The 18,719-nt window shown below is 46.1% G+C and carries 19 protein-coding genes; 9 read left to right on the top strand and 10 right to left on the bottom strand.

Annotated elements, in window-relative coordinates; genetic code table 11:
- Positions 1-19 precede the first annotated feature (19 nt).
- The 4 genes from trpCF to AC121Z_RS10425 are packed head-to-tail and all read right to left on the bottom strand — an operon-like array spanning position 20 to position 4,702.
- Entirely contained in the window at positions 20-1,441 is a 1,422-nt protein-coding gene (gene trpCF, locus AC121Z_RS10440) for a bifunctional indole-3-glycerol-phosphate synthase TrpC/phosphoribosylanthranilate isomerase TrpF (protein WP_498123974.1), read from the bottom strand.
- Complete coding sequence (trpD, locus tag AC121Z_RS10435; RefSeq protein ID WP_498123973.1) at positions 1,442-2,485, bottom strand: anthranilate phosphoribosyltransferase; 1,044 nt, start codon at positions 2,483-2,485, stop codon at positions 1,442-1,444.
- A 4-nt stretch (positions 2,486-2,489) separates the two neighbouring features.
- Positions 2,490-3,101, bottom strand: a complete 612-nt coding sequence (locus AC121Z_RS10430) for an aminodeoxychorismate/anthranilate synthase component II (RefSeq protein WP_498123972.1) — start codon at positions 3,099-3,101, stop codon at positions 2,490-2,492.
- Positions 3,098-4,702, bottom strand: a complete 1,605-nt coding sequence (locus AC121Z_RS10425) for an anthranilate synthase component 1 (protein WP_498123971.1) — start codon at positions 4,700-4,702, stop codon at positions 3,098-3,100. Before AC121Z_RS10425 ends, AC121Z_RS10430 begins: the two co-directional genes overlap by 4 nt.
- A 223-nt stretch (positions 4,703-4,925) precedes the next feature.
- On the opposite strand from AC121Z_RS10425, the gene AC121Z_RS10420 reads away from it, so the two are divergent.
- From AC121Z_RS10420 to AC121Z_RS10390, 7 genes are all read left to right on the top strand, one after another.
- Positions 4,926-5,816 carry a PHP domain-containing protein gene (locus AC121Z_RS10420; RefSeq protein ID WP_498123970.1) on the top strand — a complete coding sequence of 297 codons (891 nt, stop codon included), beginning with the start codon at positions 4,926-4,928 and terminating at the stop codon, positions 5,814-5,816.
- Positions 5,813-6,433 carry an L-threonylcarbamoyladenylate synthase gene (locus AC121Z_RS10415; protein WP_498123969.1) on the top strand — a complete coding sequence of 207 codons (621 nt, stop codon included), beginning with the start codon at positions 5,813-5,815 and terminating at the stop codon, positions 6,431-6,433. Before AC121Z_RS10420 ends, AC121Z_RS10415 begins: the two co-directional genes overlap by 4 nt.
- Complete coding sequence (locus AC121Z_RS10410; RefSeq protein WP_498123968.1) at positions 6,433-7,257, top strand: segregation and condensation protein A; 825 nt, start codon at positions 6,433-6,435, stop codon at positions 7,255-7,257. Before AC121Z_RS10415 ends, AC121Z_RS10410 begins: the two co-directional genes overlap by 1 nt.
- Positions 7,258-7,263: 6 nt before the next feature.
- On the top strand, positions 7,264-7,884 hold the full coding sequence (scpB, locus tag AC121Z_RS10405) for an SMC-Scp complex subunit ScpB (RefSeq protein WP_498123967.1): 621 nt from the start codon (positions 7,264-7,266) through the stop codon (positions 7,882-7,884).
- Entirely contained in the window at positions 7,884-8,768 is an 885-nt protein-coding gene (gene rluB, locus AC121Z_RS10400) for a 23S rRNA pseudouridine(2605) synthase RluB (protein WP_498123965.1), read from the top strand. The genes scpB and rluB overlap by 1 nt, the downstream gene beginning before the upstream one ends.
- A complete protein-coding gene (locus AC121Z_RS10395; RefSeq protein WP_498123964.1) occupies positions 8,769-9,338 on the top strand; it encodes a DUF2569 domain-containing protein in 570 nt (189 codons plus the stop codon).
- A 78-nt stretch (positions 9,339-9,416) separates the two neighbouring features.
- Entirely contained in the window at positions 9,417-10,160 is a 744-nt protein-coding gene (locus AC121Z_RS10390) for a transglutaminase-like domain-containing protein (protein WP_498123963.1), read from the top strand.
- 172 nt (positions 10,161-10,332) lie between these two features.
- Here AC121Z_RS10390 and AC121Z_RS10385 read toward each other — a convergent pair whose 3' ends face one another.
- The 4 genes from AC121Z_RS10385 to AC121Z_RS10370 form a co-directional block, all read right to left on the bottom strand.
- Entirely contained in the window at positions 10,333-11,010 is a 678-nt protein-coding gene (locus AC121Z_RS10385) for a DUF4097 family beta strand repeat-containing protein (protein ID WP_498123962.1), read from the bottom strand.
- A gap of 286 nt (positions 11,011-11,296) precedes the next feature.
- Positions 11,297-11,647 (bottom strand): outer membrane protein assembly factor BamE, encoded by a 351-nt coding sequence (locus AC121Z_RS10380; protein ID WP_498123961.1) that lies wholly within the window; start codon positions 11,645-11,647, stop codon positions 11,297-11,299.
- 200 nt (positions 11,648-11,847) lie between these two features.
- Positions 11,848-13,167 carry a class II fumarate hydratase gene (locus AC121Z_RS10375; RefSeq protein WP_498123960.1) on the bottom strand — a complete coding sequence of 440 codons (1,320 nt, stop codon included), beginning with the start codon at positions 13,165-13,167 and terminating at the stop codon, positions 11,848-11,850.
- Positions 13,164-13,304: a hypothetical protein gene (locus AC121Z_RS10370; protein WP_498123959.1), complete on the bottom strand. Its 141-nt coding sequence runs from the start codon at positions 13,302-13,304 to the stop codon at positions 13,164-13,166. The genes AC121Z_RS10375 and AC121Z_RS10370 overlap by 4 nt, the downstream gene beginning before the upstream one ends.
- 266 nt (positions 13,305-13,570) lie before the next feature.
- Here AC121Z_RS10370 and AC121Z_RS10365 point away from each other — a divergent pair, with 266 nt between their 5' ends.
- Positions 13,571-14,308 carry a substrate-binding periplasmic protein gene (locus tag AC121Z_RS10365; protein WP_498123958.1) on the top strand — a complete coding sequence of 246 codons (738 nt, stop codon included), beginning with the start codon at positions 13,571-13,573 and terminating at the stop codon, positions 14,306-14,308.
- Positions 14,309-14,325: 17 nt separating this feature from the next.
- On the opposite strand, the gene recN is transcribed toward AC121Z_RS10365, so the two are convergent.
- Positions 14,326-15,999 (bottom strand): DNA repair protein RecN, encoded by a 1,674-nt coding sequence (gene recN / locus AC121Z_RS10360; protein ID WP_498123957.1) that lies wholly within the window; start codon positions 15,997-15,999, stop codon positions 14,326-14,328.
- 196 nt (positions 16,000-16,195) lie between these two features.
- Positions 16,196-17,386 (bottom strand): helix-turn-helix domain-containing protein, encoded by a 1,191-nt coding sequence (locus tag AC121Z_RS10355; protein ID WP_498123956.1) that lies wholly within the window; start codon positions 17,384-17,386, stop codon positions 16,196-16,198.
- 139 nt (positions 17,387-17,525) lie between these two features.
- Here AC121Z_RS10355 and AC121Z_RS10350 point away from each other — a divergent pair, with 139 nt between their 5' ends.
- On the top strand, positions 17,526-18,716 hold the full coding sequence (locus AC121Z_RS10350) for a hypothetical protein (protein WP_498123955.1): 1,191 nt from the start codon (positions 17,526-17,528) through the stop codon (positions 18,714-18,716).
- The last annotated feature ends 3 nt before the right edge of the window (positions 18,717-18,719 follow it).

Below are 18,719 nucleotides of genomic sequence, written 5' to 3'. Positions count from 1 at the left end.
TAATCCTGTATTAGTAAAGTTAAGCTGTACGCAAGTGAGCGTACAGTTGGTTAATTTTGGTTTGATTTTTTTCGCCGGGAGAGTCTTCTACGCCCGAGTTAATGTCGATTAGCGCAACACCGGTAGCTAATGCTTTAAGACTATTATCTATTCCTATCCCGCCCGCTAAGATCAACTTCTCTGGATTAACCATCGCGGCGATTAACGCCCAATCAAATTCTTGTCCTGTGCCACCACTGCTTGATCCAACTTTGCAATCTACCACAACACGGTCAACCATGAGCCATAGCGGGTCGTTATCGTCAGTCAGTGCTGGCGGCAGAGAAGCGGGGTTTGACAGGCTGGCGTCAATGCCAATCGCCTTCCAAATCTCGCAATTATCCTTGAGCATTTGCTTAAGTGCCGTTATCTGTTCAATGCTCTCATTGCCATGCAATTGCACTGCGGCTAAGTTGAGTGCTTGTGCATACTCAGCAACTAAATCAATGGGTTGATCAACAAACACACCGACATACGCATTGGGAGCCGCAGTAACAATGCTTTTGGCTGTATCAAAAGAAACTCTCCGTTTGGATTTATCGGCGAAAATCAGTCCGACGTATTGCGTAGGTGCTGCGCTTAAATACTTCGCCGTCGCGACATCGGTTACACCGCAGATTTTGGTCGCCGGGAACACTAAACGTTGCACTGCACGACGTAAATCTGTTTGCGCCATTAATGCACTCCCCACCAAGAAACCATCACATAGCGGGGCAAGTCGCTGCACATCTGTCTGGGTATAGATGCCACTTTCTGAGATCACCACATGGGGATACTCTACGTCCGCTAACATTGGTTTAAGCCGTTCGGTGGTTGCAAGGTCAGTCGTTAAGTCACGCAAGTTCCGGTTATTGATGCCAATAATGTTAGCCTTTAGTGCAATAGCGCGCAGCATTTCCTCGGCATTACTGACTTCGGTCAATACCGCCATATTATACTTCGCAGCAAGGTCTGCGAGCGCTTGATATTGTGTATCGTCCAGCACTGATAACATGAGTAAAACGGCATCTGCACCATAATAACGGGCGAGGTGGACTTGGTATTCGTCAATAAAAAAATCTTTATTGATCACCGGCTGGCTCACCTGCGATGTTACGGTTTGCAAGTATTCAAATTTACCTTGGAAATATTTCTCATCCGTCAATACCGAGATACAGCTCGCATAGGGCGCATAGGCAGCAAGAATTTCCTCTAAATCAAAGTTTTCTCGGATCAAGCCTTTAGATGGCGACGCCTTTTTACACTCCAATATGAAGCTAGAGCCTGGCGCAGCCAAAGCCGCAAAGAAGGATTTGGTGGTCGGTTTTAAATGATCAACAAACTGTTCCAGCGGGAAGATCTGCTTGCGCTGTTCAATTTCTACGCGCTTGTCGTTGACAATGGTTTCAAGCACATTAGCCATTTAGTCGTTGTCCTTTTGGGTTGTTTGACTCAAGCGGGCCGCTTGATGAATGGTTTTTAATGGCAGGCCTTCAGCCAATGCGGCTAGGGCTATTTCTGTCGCAGCTTTAAATGTTGTGGCTTTACCACTGAGTTTTATCAGCGCTGCTGCATTGATCGCAATAGCATCGCGGTGGGCCGCTTTCCCACCACCGCTGAGCACGTCGGCGATCAATTGACGATTCACTTCAGGCTCATCCCCTTTGATGTCTTCCAGGGTATAAGTCGGTACACCAAAGTCGCTGGGCGTCACCTGATAACGGTTTTGCTGACCCGCGCTGACCTCAATAATCTCAGTGGGCCCATGGATGGCTATTTCGTCCAGGCCACTGCCATGCACAATCATGGCATGAGGTAACGCGAGGCGTTGGGTAACATCAGCATAAACTTGTAATAAATCTGGGCTGTAAACACCTAGCACGCTATACGTTGGTTTAGCCGGATTGGCCAGGGGACCGAGAATATTAAACAACGTACGGGTTTTTAACGCAGTACGTATCGGCATCGCGTGTTTCACGCCACTGTGATAAACCGGGGCAAATAAAAAGCAGAAGCCGGCATTATCTAGGCTTTTACGTGCTGCTGTTGGCGGCGCCATCAGTTCATAGCCAAAGGCGGCGAACAAATCCGCCGAGCCAGATTTAGATGACACGCTGCGATTGCCATGTTTGGCCACCGGTACTCCGCAGCTAGCGGCCACGATAGCCGCAGCGCTGGATATGTTAATCGTGTTATGACCATCGCCACCGGTACCAACGATATCAGCGAAAGCATAGTCAGGACGTTCAAAAGGAGTGGCATTGGCACGCATAGCGTCAGCAGCGCCAGCAATTTCGGCGGCTGACTCACCTTTAATTTTGAGCGCGATGAGCAATGCTGAGAGTTGACTGGGATCCAGTTTGCCTTGCATGACATTACTAAACAGAGCAAAGGTGGTTTCCTGTTCCAACGATTCACCGCGATAGAGTTTTTCTAAGTTGAAAATGACCTGTTGATTATCCATCATCGCGCTATAGCTCCCCATTCTTGTCGGTCGGTTGCGTTAGATATTCGATACTTTGCATTAACAGCTGGCTGCCTTGTGCCGTTAATATAGATTCGGGATGAAACTGAAAACCGATCATCTTTTTTTCTGCGTGATAGACCGCCATAGGGAGCCCATCGACTTGTGCAATCACATCAAGTGAGTTAGGCAGATCGGTACCAATCAACGAGTGATAGCGAGCCACACTTAGCGGGTTGGGTAATTGCTGAAACAATGCGGGCATAGCATGGTTGACCGCTGACGATTTGCCATGCACAACGGTGTTTGCTCGAACCACACGTCCACCACAGTATTCGACGATAGCCTGATGGCCTAAACAAATGCCAATGACGGGGAAAACACCGGCGCACTGCGCCAATAATTGTGGCATACAGCCAGCTTCTGCAGGACACCCAGGGCCCGGAGACAACACTAAAACCACAGGATTATTCTGCTGCGCTGCATGCATCTGCTGTAGGATAACTGCATGATCAACGGTATTGCGAAAGACTTTAACATTAAGCGCAAGCGCGCGTAATTCGTCGACTAAGTTGTAAGAGAATGAATCCACATTATCGAGTAAAAATACGCTGATCATTGTGCGTCTCCTGCTACCTGCGGGTGCGAAAGTGCGGACTCTATGGCGTTGATAACGGCTTGCGCTTTGCTACGGGTTTCATCGGCTTCCGCCTGTGGATCGGAGTCATATACAACGCCAGCGCCGGCCTGAATATAGGCAATATTGTTGCGCACAAAGGCACTGCGGATAACAATACAGGTGTCCATATCACCGTTGCCGGTTATGTAGCCAACAGCGCCGCCATAGCTGCCACGGCGTTTTTGCTCAACTTCTCGAATAAGTCGCGCAGCACTCACCTTAGGGGCTCCCACCAACGTGCCCATATTCATGCAGGCTTGATAGGCGTGCAAGGCATCTAAATCCTCACGCAGTTGGCCTACCACGCGGGACACCAAGTGCATCACGTGGGAGTATCGATCGACTTTGAGTAAGTCTTTGACATACCGCGTCCCTGGCTGACTCACTCGGGCTACATCGTTGCGGGCTAAGTCGACTAACATTAAATGCTCAGCCTTTTCCTTATGGTCATCACGTAGGGATAACTCAATGCGACTATCAAGATCGGCATCTAAACGACCATCCGCGCGTTTGCCTCTCGGACGTGTGCCCGCAATTGGATAGATTTCGACAATATTGGTATCAGCGGCATACTTCAGTGCTGACTCGGGCGATGCTCCGAACATGCAAAAATCCTGATCTTTAAGATAAAACATGTAGGGGCTTGGATTTTGTTGGCGTAACTGAGCGTAGGCTCGCATGGGGTCTGGACATGGCAGCGAGAACGTACGTGAGGGAACGACTTGGAAAATATCACCGGCCAGAATGTGTTCTTTCAGCGCATTCACGTCAGCAATGAATTCGCTATCGGTTTTATCGACTTGTAATGCACCCGATTGATGCGCTTGGCTGACATCAGCTAGTTCATTAGGTAGTTCGGTTAACGTCGCTCTGATAGCCTCGACGCGCTGACTTACCCGTAAGTATGCATTGGCCACCTGAGGACCGGAAAAAACGCTACCTAACACATTGGTGGTGCGCGTTTGATGATCAATCCGCAGTAAAGTTTCGGCAACATAGAAGACGTAGTCAGGGCAGATATTCTCGCTGTCTGCCACCACTGGCAGCTGTTCAAATGTAGCGAGTAGGTCATAGGCAAAGGCACCGCCTAAAAATACCGCATGCGGATCGTTGCGGATGGCTTGAATATGTTGCAAAACCAAGCGTAGTGCGTCGAATACCGAAGGCTGCTTGAGGCGCTCATCCTCATCAATGTCAGTAGATGAGGGCAGGCACTGTAGCGTGAGCCGATTGGCACTTACTGTTTTGTTGATACTGGGTGGGCAAATGTCATCTATCAACGTCAAAATATGCTCGCCGTTTTCGGTCAATGCCTGGCAAACGACGGTATCTTGATTGCATTCAAAACGCAGCGCTGCATCTACCAGAATAATACTTTGCAGGTTGTCCTTACTTTCAATTTCGGCAGACTCTAGCAACATCGCATATGGACTGTGGCTAGATAGCTGCTGAAATGCGATGAGAGGATCCATGACATACTGGGCTGACTGGCAAATAGATTCGACTTTGCCCACTGCATTACCCAATTCCGCTAAACTCATGTAATTTTTCACTCCTGCAAAAACAAAAAAGGCCCGTTGAAAACGGGCCTATATAGTCTAAACGCACACACGCGCACCGCCCGTTAGTTCAGGGAGTGCCACCACCAGATGTTTGCTTGGTTGAATCGTTGCGTCATAAAAATCTACAAATTCGGTTAAGGACTTAGGATATTTGTTGCTATCCACGTATACTATGCGTATAGAAGAAAACAAAACGACGCTTGTGTCAACCGTAAATTTCCCCAATCAGCAAAAAATCGATCTGCATACCCATACGCGCTGTTCAGATGGTCAGCTTACGCCAGCGGAATTGGTACAGCGGGCGCACACTATGCAAGTGGATGTGCTTGCTATCACGGATCACGATACCGTATTAGGCCTTGCGGAGGCACGTGCATTTCAGCAGACGCAAAAGCGTCCGCTCAAAATTGTCAGTGGTATTGAACTATCTACTCGCTGGCATGGCTTCGATATTCATGTAGTCGGCTTAAATGTAGATGAAGACGATCCACAATTTATTGAACGTTTAGCGCGACAACATGCGTGTCGCGAGCAGCGTGCAATTAAAATCGCCGAAAAATTAGCGAAATGCGGTATGCCGGACGTGGGAGAGGCGGTGTTATTCGCGCAACACAGCGAGCAAGTGACGCGTTCGCACTTTGCCAAAGCAATGGTGGCTCTCGGTCATGTAAAAGATCCGGCCCAAGCGTTCAAACAATATTTAGGCAAGGGTAAGCGCGCCCATGTGAGTCCGCAGTGGATCACCATCAGTGACGCCATCGAGTGGATCCAAGCAGCGGGTGGGCAAGCCGTTCTGGCCCACCCAAGCCATTATGATATGACCACAAAATGGCTGCGCCGTTTAGTCGCTGAGTTTAGCCTTGCGGGTGGTGATGGGATGGAAATTAACTATCCAAACTTAACCCCGGACAAACAACGATTGTTGCTCGAAATGCTAAGCGAACATGCGCTCAAAGCATCAGTTGGATCGGATTTTCATATGCCAGGTCGCTGGACTGAATTGGGCCGCCGTTCAAGATTACCTGACGGCGTGACACCAATATGGCATGATTGGTCAATAATCGATAATTCATCGTCACAGAGAGCCTCATGAGTCAGTTTTTTTACCTTCATCCGGATAACCCGCAAGTGCGTTTGTTAAAACAGGCCTGCGAGCTCATTCGTCAAGGAGAGGTGATTGTGTACCCTACGGATTCAGGGTATGCCATTGGGTGTCAGCTTGATAACAAACAGGCCTTGGAGCAAATTTGCCGCATCCGAGACATCGACAAAGATCACAACTTTACTTTGATGTGCCGTGATATGTCGGAGTTATCGCTTTACGCCAAAGTGGATAACACGGCATTTCGGCAAATAAAAAACAATACGCCAGGGCCCTATACCTTCATTTTAAAAGCGACCAAAGAAGTGCCCAAACGGTTACAAAACCCGAAGCGTAAAACCATCGGGATCCGCGTACCTGATAATTCCATTGCCCTACAACTGCTCGCAGAGCTGGGTGAACCGTTGATGTCTACGACCTTGATCTTACCGGGTGCCGACATGGCAGAGTCTGATCCCGATGAAATTCGTGATCAATTAGAGCGTCGTGTTGGTTTAATTATTCATGGTGGTTATCTCAGCGAACAGCCAACCACTGTGGTTGATTTATCGGAAGGTGAAAGTACCATCATTCGTTACGGAAGCGGCGATCCGAGTCCATTTCAATAATGACCGATAACGAGCACGATCCTCTATCCCAACCGGTGCAACAACCGTTGCCTTTGGCTTTTGTCAATGGTCAAGCGGTAATAGAAAAGCCGGAAGATTTGTATATTCCACCGGATGCCCTGGAAGTTATCCTTGAAACCTTTGAGGGGCCATTGGATCTATTGCTTTACCTGATCCGCAAACAGAAGTTTGATATTGTGAATATGCCGGTACTGCAAGTGACTAAACAGTACCTTGAGTATGTTGACATGATGCAGGATCTCAAGCTGGAGTTAGCCGCTGAATACCTCTTAATGGCGGCAATTTTAGCCGAAATAAAGTCGCGCTTGCTACTGCCAAAGCATACCAGCGATGACGATGATGAGGGTGACCCGAGAGCGGAATTAATTCGTCGCCTACGTGAATACGAAGTGGTTAAGCAAGCAGCTGAAGAGCTTGATCAGTTGCCGCGCTTAGAGCGCGATGTCTTTAATGCTAAGGCAGTCGCTGCAGACGATGTCACACCAATAAAAATCATTCCACAAACCACGCTTCGTGAACTTGTTATGGCCATGCATAGCGCCATGCAGCGAGCGAAGGCGTTTGAGCATCATCAAATCGCCCGTGAAGTACTCTCTACCCGAGAGCGCATGGCGAAGATCCTCAGTGTACTTAAACATCAAGAGTACACGCCAATGCAGCAACTCTTTACTCCGCAAGAGGGGCGCAGTGGTGCCGTCGTTACTTTTTTGGCTATTCTCGAATTAGTGAAAGAGGGCATGATCGACTGTATTCAGGCACAGCCTTTCAGTAATGTGCATGTGCGCTTACGTAATGATGAGTAGTTATCCATGGCGAAAATAAATTCCACGCAATTAAAACAATTGGTTGAAGCTGCGATTTTTGTTGCCGATGAGCCGCTGTCAAAGGCGCGCATGCAGTCGACAATTTTGGCGGAGTTTACCGTCTCCACTCAGCAGCTCAATAAAGTCTTGGATGAGATCAAGCAAGACTATGCGGCGCGTGGGATCCAGTTACATGAATTAGCTTCAGGCTTTGCTTTTCGTTCATTAGATTCGCTTAGCCCATTTTTATCCAAATTATGGCAGGAAACAGCACCACGGTATTCCCGAGCATTACTTGAAACCTTAGCATTAATAGCCTATCGCCAACCGATTACACGCGGTGAGATTGAAGACGTTCGTGGCGTTGCGGTGAGTAGTAATATCATCCGTACGCTAACCGAACGCGAATGGGTTCAGGTTGTTGGACATAAAGAAGTACCGGGGCGTCCGGCATTATATGCAACAACCGATCGGTTTTTAGATTACTTTGGGTTAAACTCGCTGGCTGAATTACCCACTGAAGCAGCATTTAATGCGCTGGTTGAAGAGCAAGCTTCAATGTCGCCAGAGGCGACAGAGTCCAGCGATGAAGCGGCAGCGCCAACTAACACTGAGCAGTTACATTAATGAGTGAAAAATTACAGAAAATTCTGGCGAATTATGGCCTTGGCTCACGTCGGGAAATGGAAAAGTGGATCGAGCAAGGGCGCGTTTCTGTGGATGGTAACGTTGCGGTCTTGGGTGATCGTGCAGAACCTACAGCGCAGATACGAGTTGACGGACACATTATTTCGGGGCTGAGTAAAGACAGCCATTGCCGCGTTTTAATGTACAACAAACCTGAAGGTGAGTTGTGCAGCCGCAGCGATCCTGAAGGTCGTCCAACCGTGTTTGACCGCTTACCGCAAATTCGTCCGGGACGCTGGATAGCAGTAGGGCGTTTGGATATTAATACCTCTGGATTACTACTATTCACCAATGACGGTGAACTTGCCAACCGGTTGATGCACCCTAGCCATGAAGTTGAACGTGAATATAGCGTTAGGGTATTTGGTGAGGTAAACACCGCGCACCTAAAAGCGCTCAAAGCCGGAGTCAAATTGGACGATGGTATGGCCAAGTTTACCGACATTAAAGTTAAGCCGCGGGCCAGCGAAGATGAAAGTTTAAATCATTGGTTTAACGTGACTTTATCTGAAGGGCGTAATCGCGAGGTGCGCCGCTTGTGGGAATCTCAAGGGTTGCAAGTCAGTCGTCTGATCCGTGTACGCTATGGCAAGTTAGACTTGAAAAAGCGTTTGCCACAGGGGGCATGGATTGAACTTGGCTTAGACGACATTAATGCGCTGCGCGGTATGGTGCAATTGCCGCCTGAAACCGAATCAAAGGTGGTTGAGCATTTGAACCAGTTGGATCACGCCCGCTTGTCGCGCATGCGCCGTTCGGTTAAGAAACACAAGCTAATCAAATCTCGTACTCACAAACCCAAGAAAAGGACACCGCGTAAGTAAATGACAGTCAAGGACGATGCGACACAACAGCAGGTCGAAAGTAACGAACTCTACGGTATTAAAGGTTGGTTGATCTTGGTGGCTATTGGCGTGGTTATAGCACCCATCCGTTTAGCCTTGATTTACATTCCGTTGTATTACGGTATCTTTACTGATGGTACATTCACAGTCTTAACGACGATTGATTCAGAGGCTTACCACCCCTTGTGGGGGCCACTGTTGATTGGCGAAGCGCTATTCAACACTGCACTATTTCTGGCATCTGTGTGCTTGGTGCTCCTGATGTTTATGAAGCATCATTGGTTTCCAAAATTATTTATCATTATTACTTTAGCCAGTGTCGTTTTTATTCCGCTAGATGCCTGGCTTGCTTCCTTCGTGCTACCCGATGAGCCAGTCTTTGATCCCGATACTACCCAGGAATTTCTGCGCAGTGTGTTTGCCACGCTAATCTGGGTACCTTATATGCTGAAGTCGAAACGGGTGAAAGTGACATTTGCGCGGCGCTTAAAAGCGCAAGATCTACCAATTTCAGTTGTCGCACCAAAGGTATACCTGCGCCAAGAGTAACCGCTATAAGCAAGGCTTGACCTTCGACTGGCTCGAAGGTCTATGCTAGTTATAATGAATGTGAATAGCGGAAAAACAATGCCTAGCTTGCTCGAATCAACCCCTTTACTTAATTATCAACACGCGGACATACAAGCCTTAGTCGCTCATAGACAGTGGCGAGAACTGCCAATGTATGAACGTATTGGCGCGGTCTATGATTTTGTGCGCAATGAAATTGCGTTTGGCTATAACGCGCATGATGCCATTTCAGCTGCACAGGTTTTGCACGATGGTTACGGTCAGTGCAATACCAAGACAACCCTACTGATGGCTTTGTTTCGAGCGGTTGATATTCCTTGCCGATTTCACGGATTTACTATTCATCAAGGGCTACAAAAGGGTGCCATCCCGAACTGGCTATATGCTTTCGCACCACGAAAAATCATTCATAGCTGGGTGGAAATTGAATTCAACCAGCAATGGCTAGCATTAGAAGGTTTTATTCTGGATCAAGATTATCTAACCGCCATCCAGCAAAAATTTTCCGCACAGCGTGGCGCATTTTGTGGTTATGGTATCGCAACACCAGATTTACATGCGCCACCGGTGCAATGGCAAGGAACAGCGACCTATATTCAACAACAAGGTATAGCCGATGATTTTGGCCTATATGCTTCCCCAGACTTATTTTATGCTGAGCATGGGACTAATCTGCGCGGACTTAAACGCTGGTTTTACCAATGGATAGCACGCCATTTGATCAACTGGAATGTGGCGCGGCTAAGGGCCAAACGTCAATCCCGAGAAGAAAATGAAAAACCAACACAGCTGTTAAGCTAACCCTATCCGACGCGTATTCAGTTTTGTAACCGTAACGCTAACACAGTTTCAACCAGGCCATGGGAATCCCTGGCCTAGCGTTTAGACGATAACAAAAGTTTAAAACGTGCCGAACCGCTTAGTTAGTCTGGCGTCTCCAACTGAAAATCAATTGTAGGTGTCCTATCTATGGCTATTCACCAAAGTGTTTTATGACTTTGTCATGGAGTTGCGGATCAGCAAATTCTAAGTTTACCGGGCGGTGCAAGACAATATTGCCGCCTACTGTTGAGTCTGCATCTATGCGCAGGGTAGGGCGGTCATTGTCCCACTGACGACTATTATTGCGTTCATATATAATATCGCCACTGACTGACGTACCGCGTTGCAGATGGATATCACCATTAATAGTAACAATATCGTTATTGACGTTAGTTTCGCGCAATTCGATATCGCCGTTAACGGTTTTAATCATGCCATTGATCATCCCATGAGCGGCGATTTGAATATCGCCATTCACCGATTCCATGCCGTGTTGATTGCTAAAATGTTCACCCGCTTCAATATCACCATTAACGACGTCAATACTTCCTACTGAGACGTGCTGACCTATTTCAATGTCACCATTAACTGAAGATGCACGCTCAGCCTCGACGCGGTCGTGTAATTCAACATCACCGTTGACTGAGGAAACTTCGCTAACGTGCTTGCCAGCGCTAACACTAACATCGCCAAACACACTACTGACTGCGTGATCGTCCGAATCCCAGTCATGGGCATCAGCACCGACATGGATAACACAGCCACTGAGGGAGATTGCCATGAATAACGCCATTGTGGTCTTTTTAAATGCTACAGGGTTAAGTTTCATTAGATTTCCTTAATCAGTTTAAATTGGCGAGATTGCATAAACCAAGCCAGTTATTTACCTTAATAAATTCAATAAGATAAGTCAGAGGCTGTGAGAAAATTCACACGCTTGATGCAGATAAGCGTAATTATTGGTGAATTTCACAACTTAATGGTTGAGTCGTAAAAAACGTAACAAAGGTTTAAATAGGAAAAATATTTTCTGCTAAGCAAGAGGACCCATGCTTAAAATAAGCAACGGATTGACAGTGGAATAAAGGCGGTTATCGCTGAGTCAGATTTACAGCTTACTGATCCAGCGGCGTCATAAAGTCTTCAGATAACTCAAAATCACCGTCGACAGCAGATATTTTGTCGTTTTCGAAACGCACGATCAGTGATTTTTTAAAGTCATCACCGCGCTTTTTCATGCCGCGTTTCATTTCATAGACGTAGTACCAGGTGTCGTGGTCGAAAGAATCCTGAACGACAGGGTTGCCGAGGACGTAAATCACTTGTTCTTTGGTCATGCCAATGCGCAATTGCTTGACATCGCGATCATCTAAAAAGTTACCTTGGGGTACATCAATACGGTAAATCCAATTTGAGCAACCGGACAAGAGAACAGAGAAAATAGCGATAACAGCAAGAAACTTCATGAGCACCTTAATAAAAAGCAGAAAACAAATATAATCACATGCATAAGCGGGTACGCATGCTACCTCAGCAGCATATGACCAATCAACTGCTAAATAGTTCTGGCAAGGGTAAAAATCAGGTTACCGCGCTAACGGTAACCCAAATATATTCAATCTACGCTTAACCGTGCTGATTTATTTATCGCTTAAAAGAATTGCGGTTAAACCATTTGGGCGGGATCGAGCAATGCTACCAATTCCTGCTTGGAAAGATCCGTCATTTCTGCTGCCACATCAATAATTGAGCGTGCCTCACGAATTGCTTTTTGTGCAATCTCAGCGCCTTTTTCATAGCCAATGCGATGATTGAGAGCCGTGACTAAGATCGGATTTTGACTCAGTTTTTCTTCTATTTGCTGAGTGTTATAGGTCATGTTTGCAATCACTTTATCAGCCAAGTGAACGCATGATTTTGCCAGTAATTGGATAGACATAAGCAGATTGTACGCGATGAGTGGAAGCATTACGTTTAATTGAAAATTTCCTGATTGAGCAGCAATTGTCGTTGCCGTATGCATGCCTGTTACCTGTGCACAAGCCATGGCGACAGCTTCTGCGATAACCGGGTTGACTTTACCCGGCATAATGCTGCTACCCGCCTGTAATTTGGCCAGATGAATTTCACCTAGTCCACTATTTGGGCCACTATTCATCCACCGTATATCATTACTGATTTTCATTAAAGCGGCTGTAAGGGTATTCAATTGGCCAGACAGTTCTAGGGCATTATCCTGTGAAGATAAGGCTGCAAAATGGTTATTAGTCACACTGAAGGATATGTCTAACTGTTCGGTTAATATTTGTGTGACTTTGGCGCCAAAGGCTTTATGGGTATTGATCCCGGTACCCACTGCTGTTCCACCAATGGCCAGCTGACATAAACGTACCGTCGTATCCGTAAGTCTCTCTCGTACATGAGTAAGTTGTGCATTCCATCCGGATAGTTCTTGTCGACACTCAATCGGCATTGCATCCATCAAGTGTGTTCTGCCTGTTTTTACTAGGGGGCCTAATGCGTCGATTTTCTTCTCGATAGTTGTTTCTAAATGCCGTAATGCGGGAAACAGCTGCTGCTGGCACGCGATCACGCTGCTCACGTGAATTGCCGAGGGAATAACATCATTTGAGCTCTGGCCGCAGTTTACATCATCATTCGGATGGATAGTTAAACCAGTTGAGTGACTTGCCAAGGTAGCGATGACCTCATTCACGTTCATATTCGTGCTCGTCCCAGAGCCCGTTTGTAAAACATCGATTGGAAATGCGTCCGCATGTTCGCCATCAGCGACTTGCATGGCGGTTTGCCAGATAGCTTCTGCTTTTGCCTTTTCTAACTGGTCCAACGCGAGGTTTGCACGTGCACTAGCGGCTTTGATTATGGCAATTGCGCGAATGAATCGGTTTGGCATTAGCGCATAATCAAAAGCAAAATTCTCGATAGCTAATTGAGTTTGAGTTTGATAGAGGTTTTCAATCTTCATTGTAAGGCCTTGTGCAAGAGTGCTGAATAATCGCGAGAGATTGGCTTGAATTGATATAACAGTATATCTTCACATGCACCTACATTGCGGCCGACGGCAAGGAAGGGGATGTCAGTTAGCTGACTAAATGTCATCATAATTTAATCCTTAGGGGACTATTCTCCTGTTAAGTATCTACGCTTTCCTGTTTAGTATAGCGGGATATGCATAAACAAGTGGAATCGGTTTGTCATCTTTTGATATCCCACGACCTTAGGGTAAGTTTGGATAAAATGAAGAAACCTTATCGATTACGCACCCCGAGTAAATTAGACTATAATTTCATCAACTAACTTTTATGTGAAAATGTCAGACCGTGCTTCAGCGATTATTCCTGCTCCTAATTATTATTGCGCAGTTGCAAATGGCAGCACATGCAGTACCAGAGTCCGTCAAAGTTTGCATGATGGATACCGACCTTTTCCCCTTGTGGCGTAAGCCTAGAGATGAAAACCTAGCTCATCCCGGTATCAACATAGAACTGCAACAATATATTAGTTATCAATTAGGGCATTCAATTGTGTGGATCAGGGCGCCATTTCCACGTTGTCTGGTATTGCTTAAACAGAACGAAGTTGACTTGCTAAATCTGGCTAGTTACAGCCCAGAACGTGAACAATACGGGTATTACCCCAAAAACAATGGTGCTATTGATATCGAGAAGCGCTTAAAGAGCGATGTATATAACGCCTACACATTACAGCACAGCGATGTACAGTGGGACGGAGAGTCTTTCTACCATCTACAAGACAAGCCGATTGCGATTGAAATTGGCGCATCTATTCGCAAGTTTCTAAACGAAAAATCTATCCCTGTGTATGAAGTCAGCCGTGTTGATCAAGCGTTCGGAATGTTGGAGCTGGGGCGAGTTGCTGCAGTCGTTACTAACAAATTCAATGGGCTGTCATTTATTTCGGATGATATTCGCGAGCTACCACTCCCATTGACCACAAAACCCTATTACATAATGATTTCAGAGCAGTTCTATCAAGACTATCCAGATTATGCAGAGCAAATCTGGTCACACTCTACGGATGCCCGCGAGACGTTGTATCATGGCCTGTTAAAAAAATATGGCCAATTTGAATATTGGCCTAAGTGATGTGGTTGCACTAACTCTTATGCTACCGCCGCTAGCAATGAACGGGCATTGGAAATAGCACTTTCAGTAACCGTGTCCCCGGCCAGCAAGCGAGCTAACTCGGCAACGCGTTGCTCATTTTCTAGTTCAGTAATCGCGGTTTCTGTTGAGTTCGCTGCGACGTCGGCGTTTTTGCTTACATATAATTGTTGGTGTGCTTGGGCAGCTACCTGAGGTAAGTGGGTAACACACATCACTTGGGCCTGCTTGCCCATACGCCGTAAGAGTTGCCCAACAATACTAGCGGTAGGCCCGCTGATCCCGGTATCAATTTCATCAAATAATAAGGTGGGTGATTGCTCCTTATCTGCTGCTATAGCATGCATGGCAAGAGCAATACGCGCTAATTCGCCACCAGAAACGACTTTCTCCAAGCTATCAGCAGCTTGACCAGGGTTGGTTGCGATCAGTAATTGGATATCGTCAAAACCCGTAGCCGATAATTTTTCAGGGTTGTTAGTTATTGCAATTGTGATTTTGGCGTGCGGCATATTCATCCGTTGGATGGATTGTTCTAATTGCTTAGCCAGCATGGGAGCTGCCAACTGCCGCTGTTCTGATAACTGCTGGCAATGCTCAATCGCGGCTTGCTGTAAATTAGCAAGTTCACTTTGTATACCGTCTAGTTCATCGTCTGCTTGATTAATCGAATTCAGTTCTTGGAGTAAATTTTGATAGTGACAATACAGCATCTCCGGCATGACACCATGCTTGCGTGCCAGTTCATTGGCTTTATCGTAGCGCTGCTCAACCTGCTGCATGCGCATCGGATCAATATCTAAATCATCACAATACTGGCGTAATTCTCGCGCGGCTTCTTCAACTTGAATATTGGCTTCAGTCAATAAGTTCACAATCGGCGTTAACTGGGCATCACTCTCACATAAATCGCTAAGGCTATCGATACTCTGCTGGATTGCAGCGCAGGCAGAAAAGCGTTCATCATCGTACAGGCGATGAAAACTCAACTGACTTTGTTCGAGCAGACTTTGACTATTTGATAAGCGTTTGTATTCAATTTCAAGCTCGCTAAATTCGTGTTCTCCGAGAGAAAATTCATCTAATTCAGAGACTTGATAGCTCAATAAGTGCTTACGGTCATTACGTGTTTGGGCTTGCGTCTGCAACATCTCAAGGCGCTGTAGGGTCTGCAGATATTGTTTGTAGGCATTATGCGTCTTTGCTAACAGTTCATGATTGTCTGCAAATGCATCAAGGAGCTGTCGCTGAACCGCAGGTTTTAACAATTGTTGATGACTGTTTTGGCCATGGATAGTCAATAATAAGGGGCCAAGCTGTTTTAGTTGTTGCAGTGATACCGGGGTACCGTTAATAAACGCCTTTGAGCGTCCTTCTGCTGAAATGACACGGCGAATAAAACAGGTGTCTTCTTCAAACAATTCGTGCTCGTTGAGCCAGGCTTGAGCTTTGACGTTTTTAGCAATATCGAAATGGGCTAGGATCTCGGCCTTATCAGCGCCACTTCGGACCATGCCTGCGTCGGCACGTTCACCAATACATAATGACAGCGCATCGATGCCAATGGATTTCCCCGCACCTGTTTCACCGGTAATGGCACTCAAGCCTTGCTTTAACTTGATTTCGATGTGTTTAACGACAGCAAAGTTCTTAATTGATAAATGTGAAAGCATACAGACACCTATATATCCATACAGTATGTGTAAATATATACAGTGTAGGGGTGTTGGTAAAGTAATTTTATCAGGATTGTTGTAATTTATACCCTGGCTTTATCTAAACGGTGAATGGTCTTGGTTTTTTCTTATCGATAAAGTGTCGCGTGCGCACATAACACGCTTAACCACTAAACTGATCCGATGGAAATGGTTACCCCACTGCCGCTTGCTGTTTCTTGTAGGCAGATGGGGTGGAACCCATGATCTCCTTAAACGCTTTGCTAAAGGTTACGCGGTTATTGAAACCTGACTCAAATGCGATGCGCTCTAAGGTCCAGTTCAGCTTGTCATCGTCAATTAATTCGATGGCATGTTGCACTCTGAAGGTATTAATTAACTTATAGAAGTTAGTTTTCATGGTTTGATTGATGACTTGCGACAAAGTGTGGGCTTTGATCCCTGACGCTTTGGCTAAGTCGGTTAAGCTGAGGCTGTCATTTAAATATAGCTGCTGCTGATTGATTAACTGTTCAACTTCTTTTGCCATCATCTCAGCTGCGGTTTCTGGCAAGGCTGAGTGAAAATATTTCACGTTATCCGTTGCAACTGGTGTGTTGGGTGCATTTACTTGATACTGTTGAGCAATCTTTTGTTCTTCTTGGCTAAACACCAGATCAGGGCGTTGTAAGCCGATGTAAGCGATGCTAATTACCATGGTTGCAACAAATAATAGCCAAACATCGCTTACCATCGACAATGTACCAATACCCCAAAACTGTTGGGCTACAAATAAGCTGACCCAAACAAGTTCTAGCCCAAAAAAGGCCACAACAAGCCACTTAAAGCTCTGCACCACATATTGACTATTATCAGAGCGCAGGTTTGATGCTGCTGACACGAATAAATTGATTTTACGCCAAGAAAGAAACAGGTATGTCGAAAGGTGTACTTTAATGCTTAAAAATAAAACCACGAAAACGAGTGGCAAACTGCTAGGGCCGTCATGCTCAGCTTCTATTTTCCACATTGCGATTTTGGCTTCAGATCCGACTACTACTGATGGAAAGTTGTATAACCATAACGCGATCGCTGGAACAAAGTGCAAGACCAACACGTAGGGTTTACGCACAGGGTTACCCATTAATGCATTAACGTATAACCACAGCATCGGACCTATCCACAGCACCATTCCTGGTATCAAACCCATACTATGCGACAGGTAAATATATAGACCCGAGTATAAGGCGCCGCCTTCATACAATTTATAACCAATCACTGCCGCTATAAGCGCCAGTATTCGACCCGGTGAAGTTGCAGCAGCACGCTGCCACAATGACGCGCATAGCATCAAGGCATGACTACAGGCAATAAAATACACCACTCCTAATAGGGTTTGATACATGGCTGCATCCAATGGTTAACGATGGTTCCAAGCATAGGTGATCGTAACGTTAAGGGTGTAAATCTCAAGCGAGATTAACAAGTGTTTTTGGCATTTTACGTAATTTACTCTGGACTACATGAATTAGAGAGAAGATTTTATGTTTCCATTTAGCCAGCACAGGCGAGCCATTGCAATACTCTGTTTAGCCCTCCTGTTGCCATTAAAAAGCGTCGCTATCGAACAAACAAGCATCTCCAGTATAAAACCCGATTACAATCAGACTTCATACTTTCGCCACATTATGTTTCGGGAAAGTCCTTATGCGCCATACCGAGGTATTTACCCGCTAGATGAAAGCACACCACCTAATGTGGCTCATTATCAATTTAGGCAAGATAGACAAGGGCGGATCACGCAAATTACTTATCAACAAAAAGACGCACTGATCCGCGGCAATGAAGTGTGGGATTCGTTTATCTGGTTTGCTCCAAGGGTCGATATTGCTTATGAAGGCAATACAGAGATACATACCTATTATGACAGTAAAGGTAATCGAATAGCGGCGCATGGAAATGTGTATACAGCGATATATGAGTTGAATAATAACAATCAACGCGTTGCGCTGCGTTTCTATGATCAGCAAGGAAATTCCTCTGAAAGCGAGTGGAATGTTCATCGCTATGAATGGCGTCATGAAAATGGCAAAGTGTATGAAAAGCGTCTCAATTTGAACGACGAGCAGCAACCATTGCGTCCCGTATTTACATTCTATGAAGTGGAGCTCGAATATGATCGTGATGGTAAATTGGTTTTTCTACGTAATCTAGGCCTAACCGGCGAACCTACCAACAATGAAAGCGGCGCAGGTATCGATCGGATCACCTATGACCACAACGGTAACTTTACCCGTTGGCAGGTTTACGACAAAAATGGCAAACCTGTTGAGGGCAACCGCCCAATGGTGCACCTTGGCGAACACCTGTATGACGCCGAAGGAAACAAAGTCGGCATGCGAGGCTTTGATCGTTATGGAAAACAAATCACCTTTAGCTGGGGTATCTATGAGCACGTACGCGCGTTCAATCAATATGGCAATATGGTGGAGGAGGCCATGTACAACGTCGACGGCTCTTTGAATCGACATCTGCTCATTGAATATAATCAATCACAAACAGATATTACGTGGCTTAAGTCATTAGATGAAACGCGTCAGTTAGTGAATAGCCCCCTGTTAGGTGGTGCAGCCGCACTACAGTATGAATATCAGACTGATGGCAGCGTTGTTAGGCATCCCTTCAACGCAGATATGAGTGTGTTCAATCCACCTCAGCAAGATACATCAGAGTAAGTC

It is taken from the genome of Alteromonas sp. DYW1 (assembly GCF_059752595.1).
The sequence above is the reverse complement of the archived record's forward strand: the minus strand, read 5'-3'. Positions and strand labels throughout refer to the sequence as shown.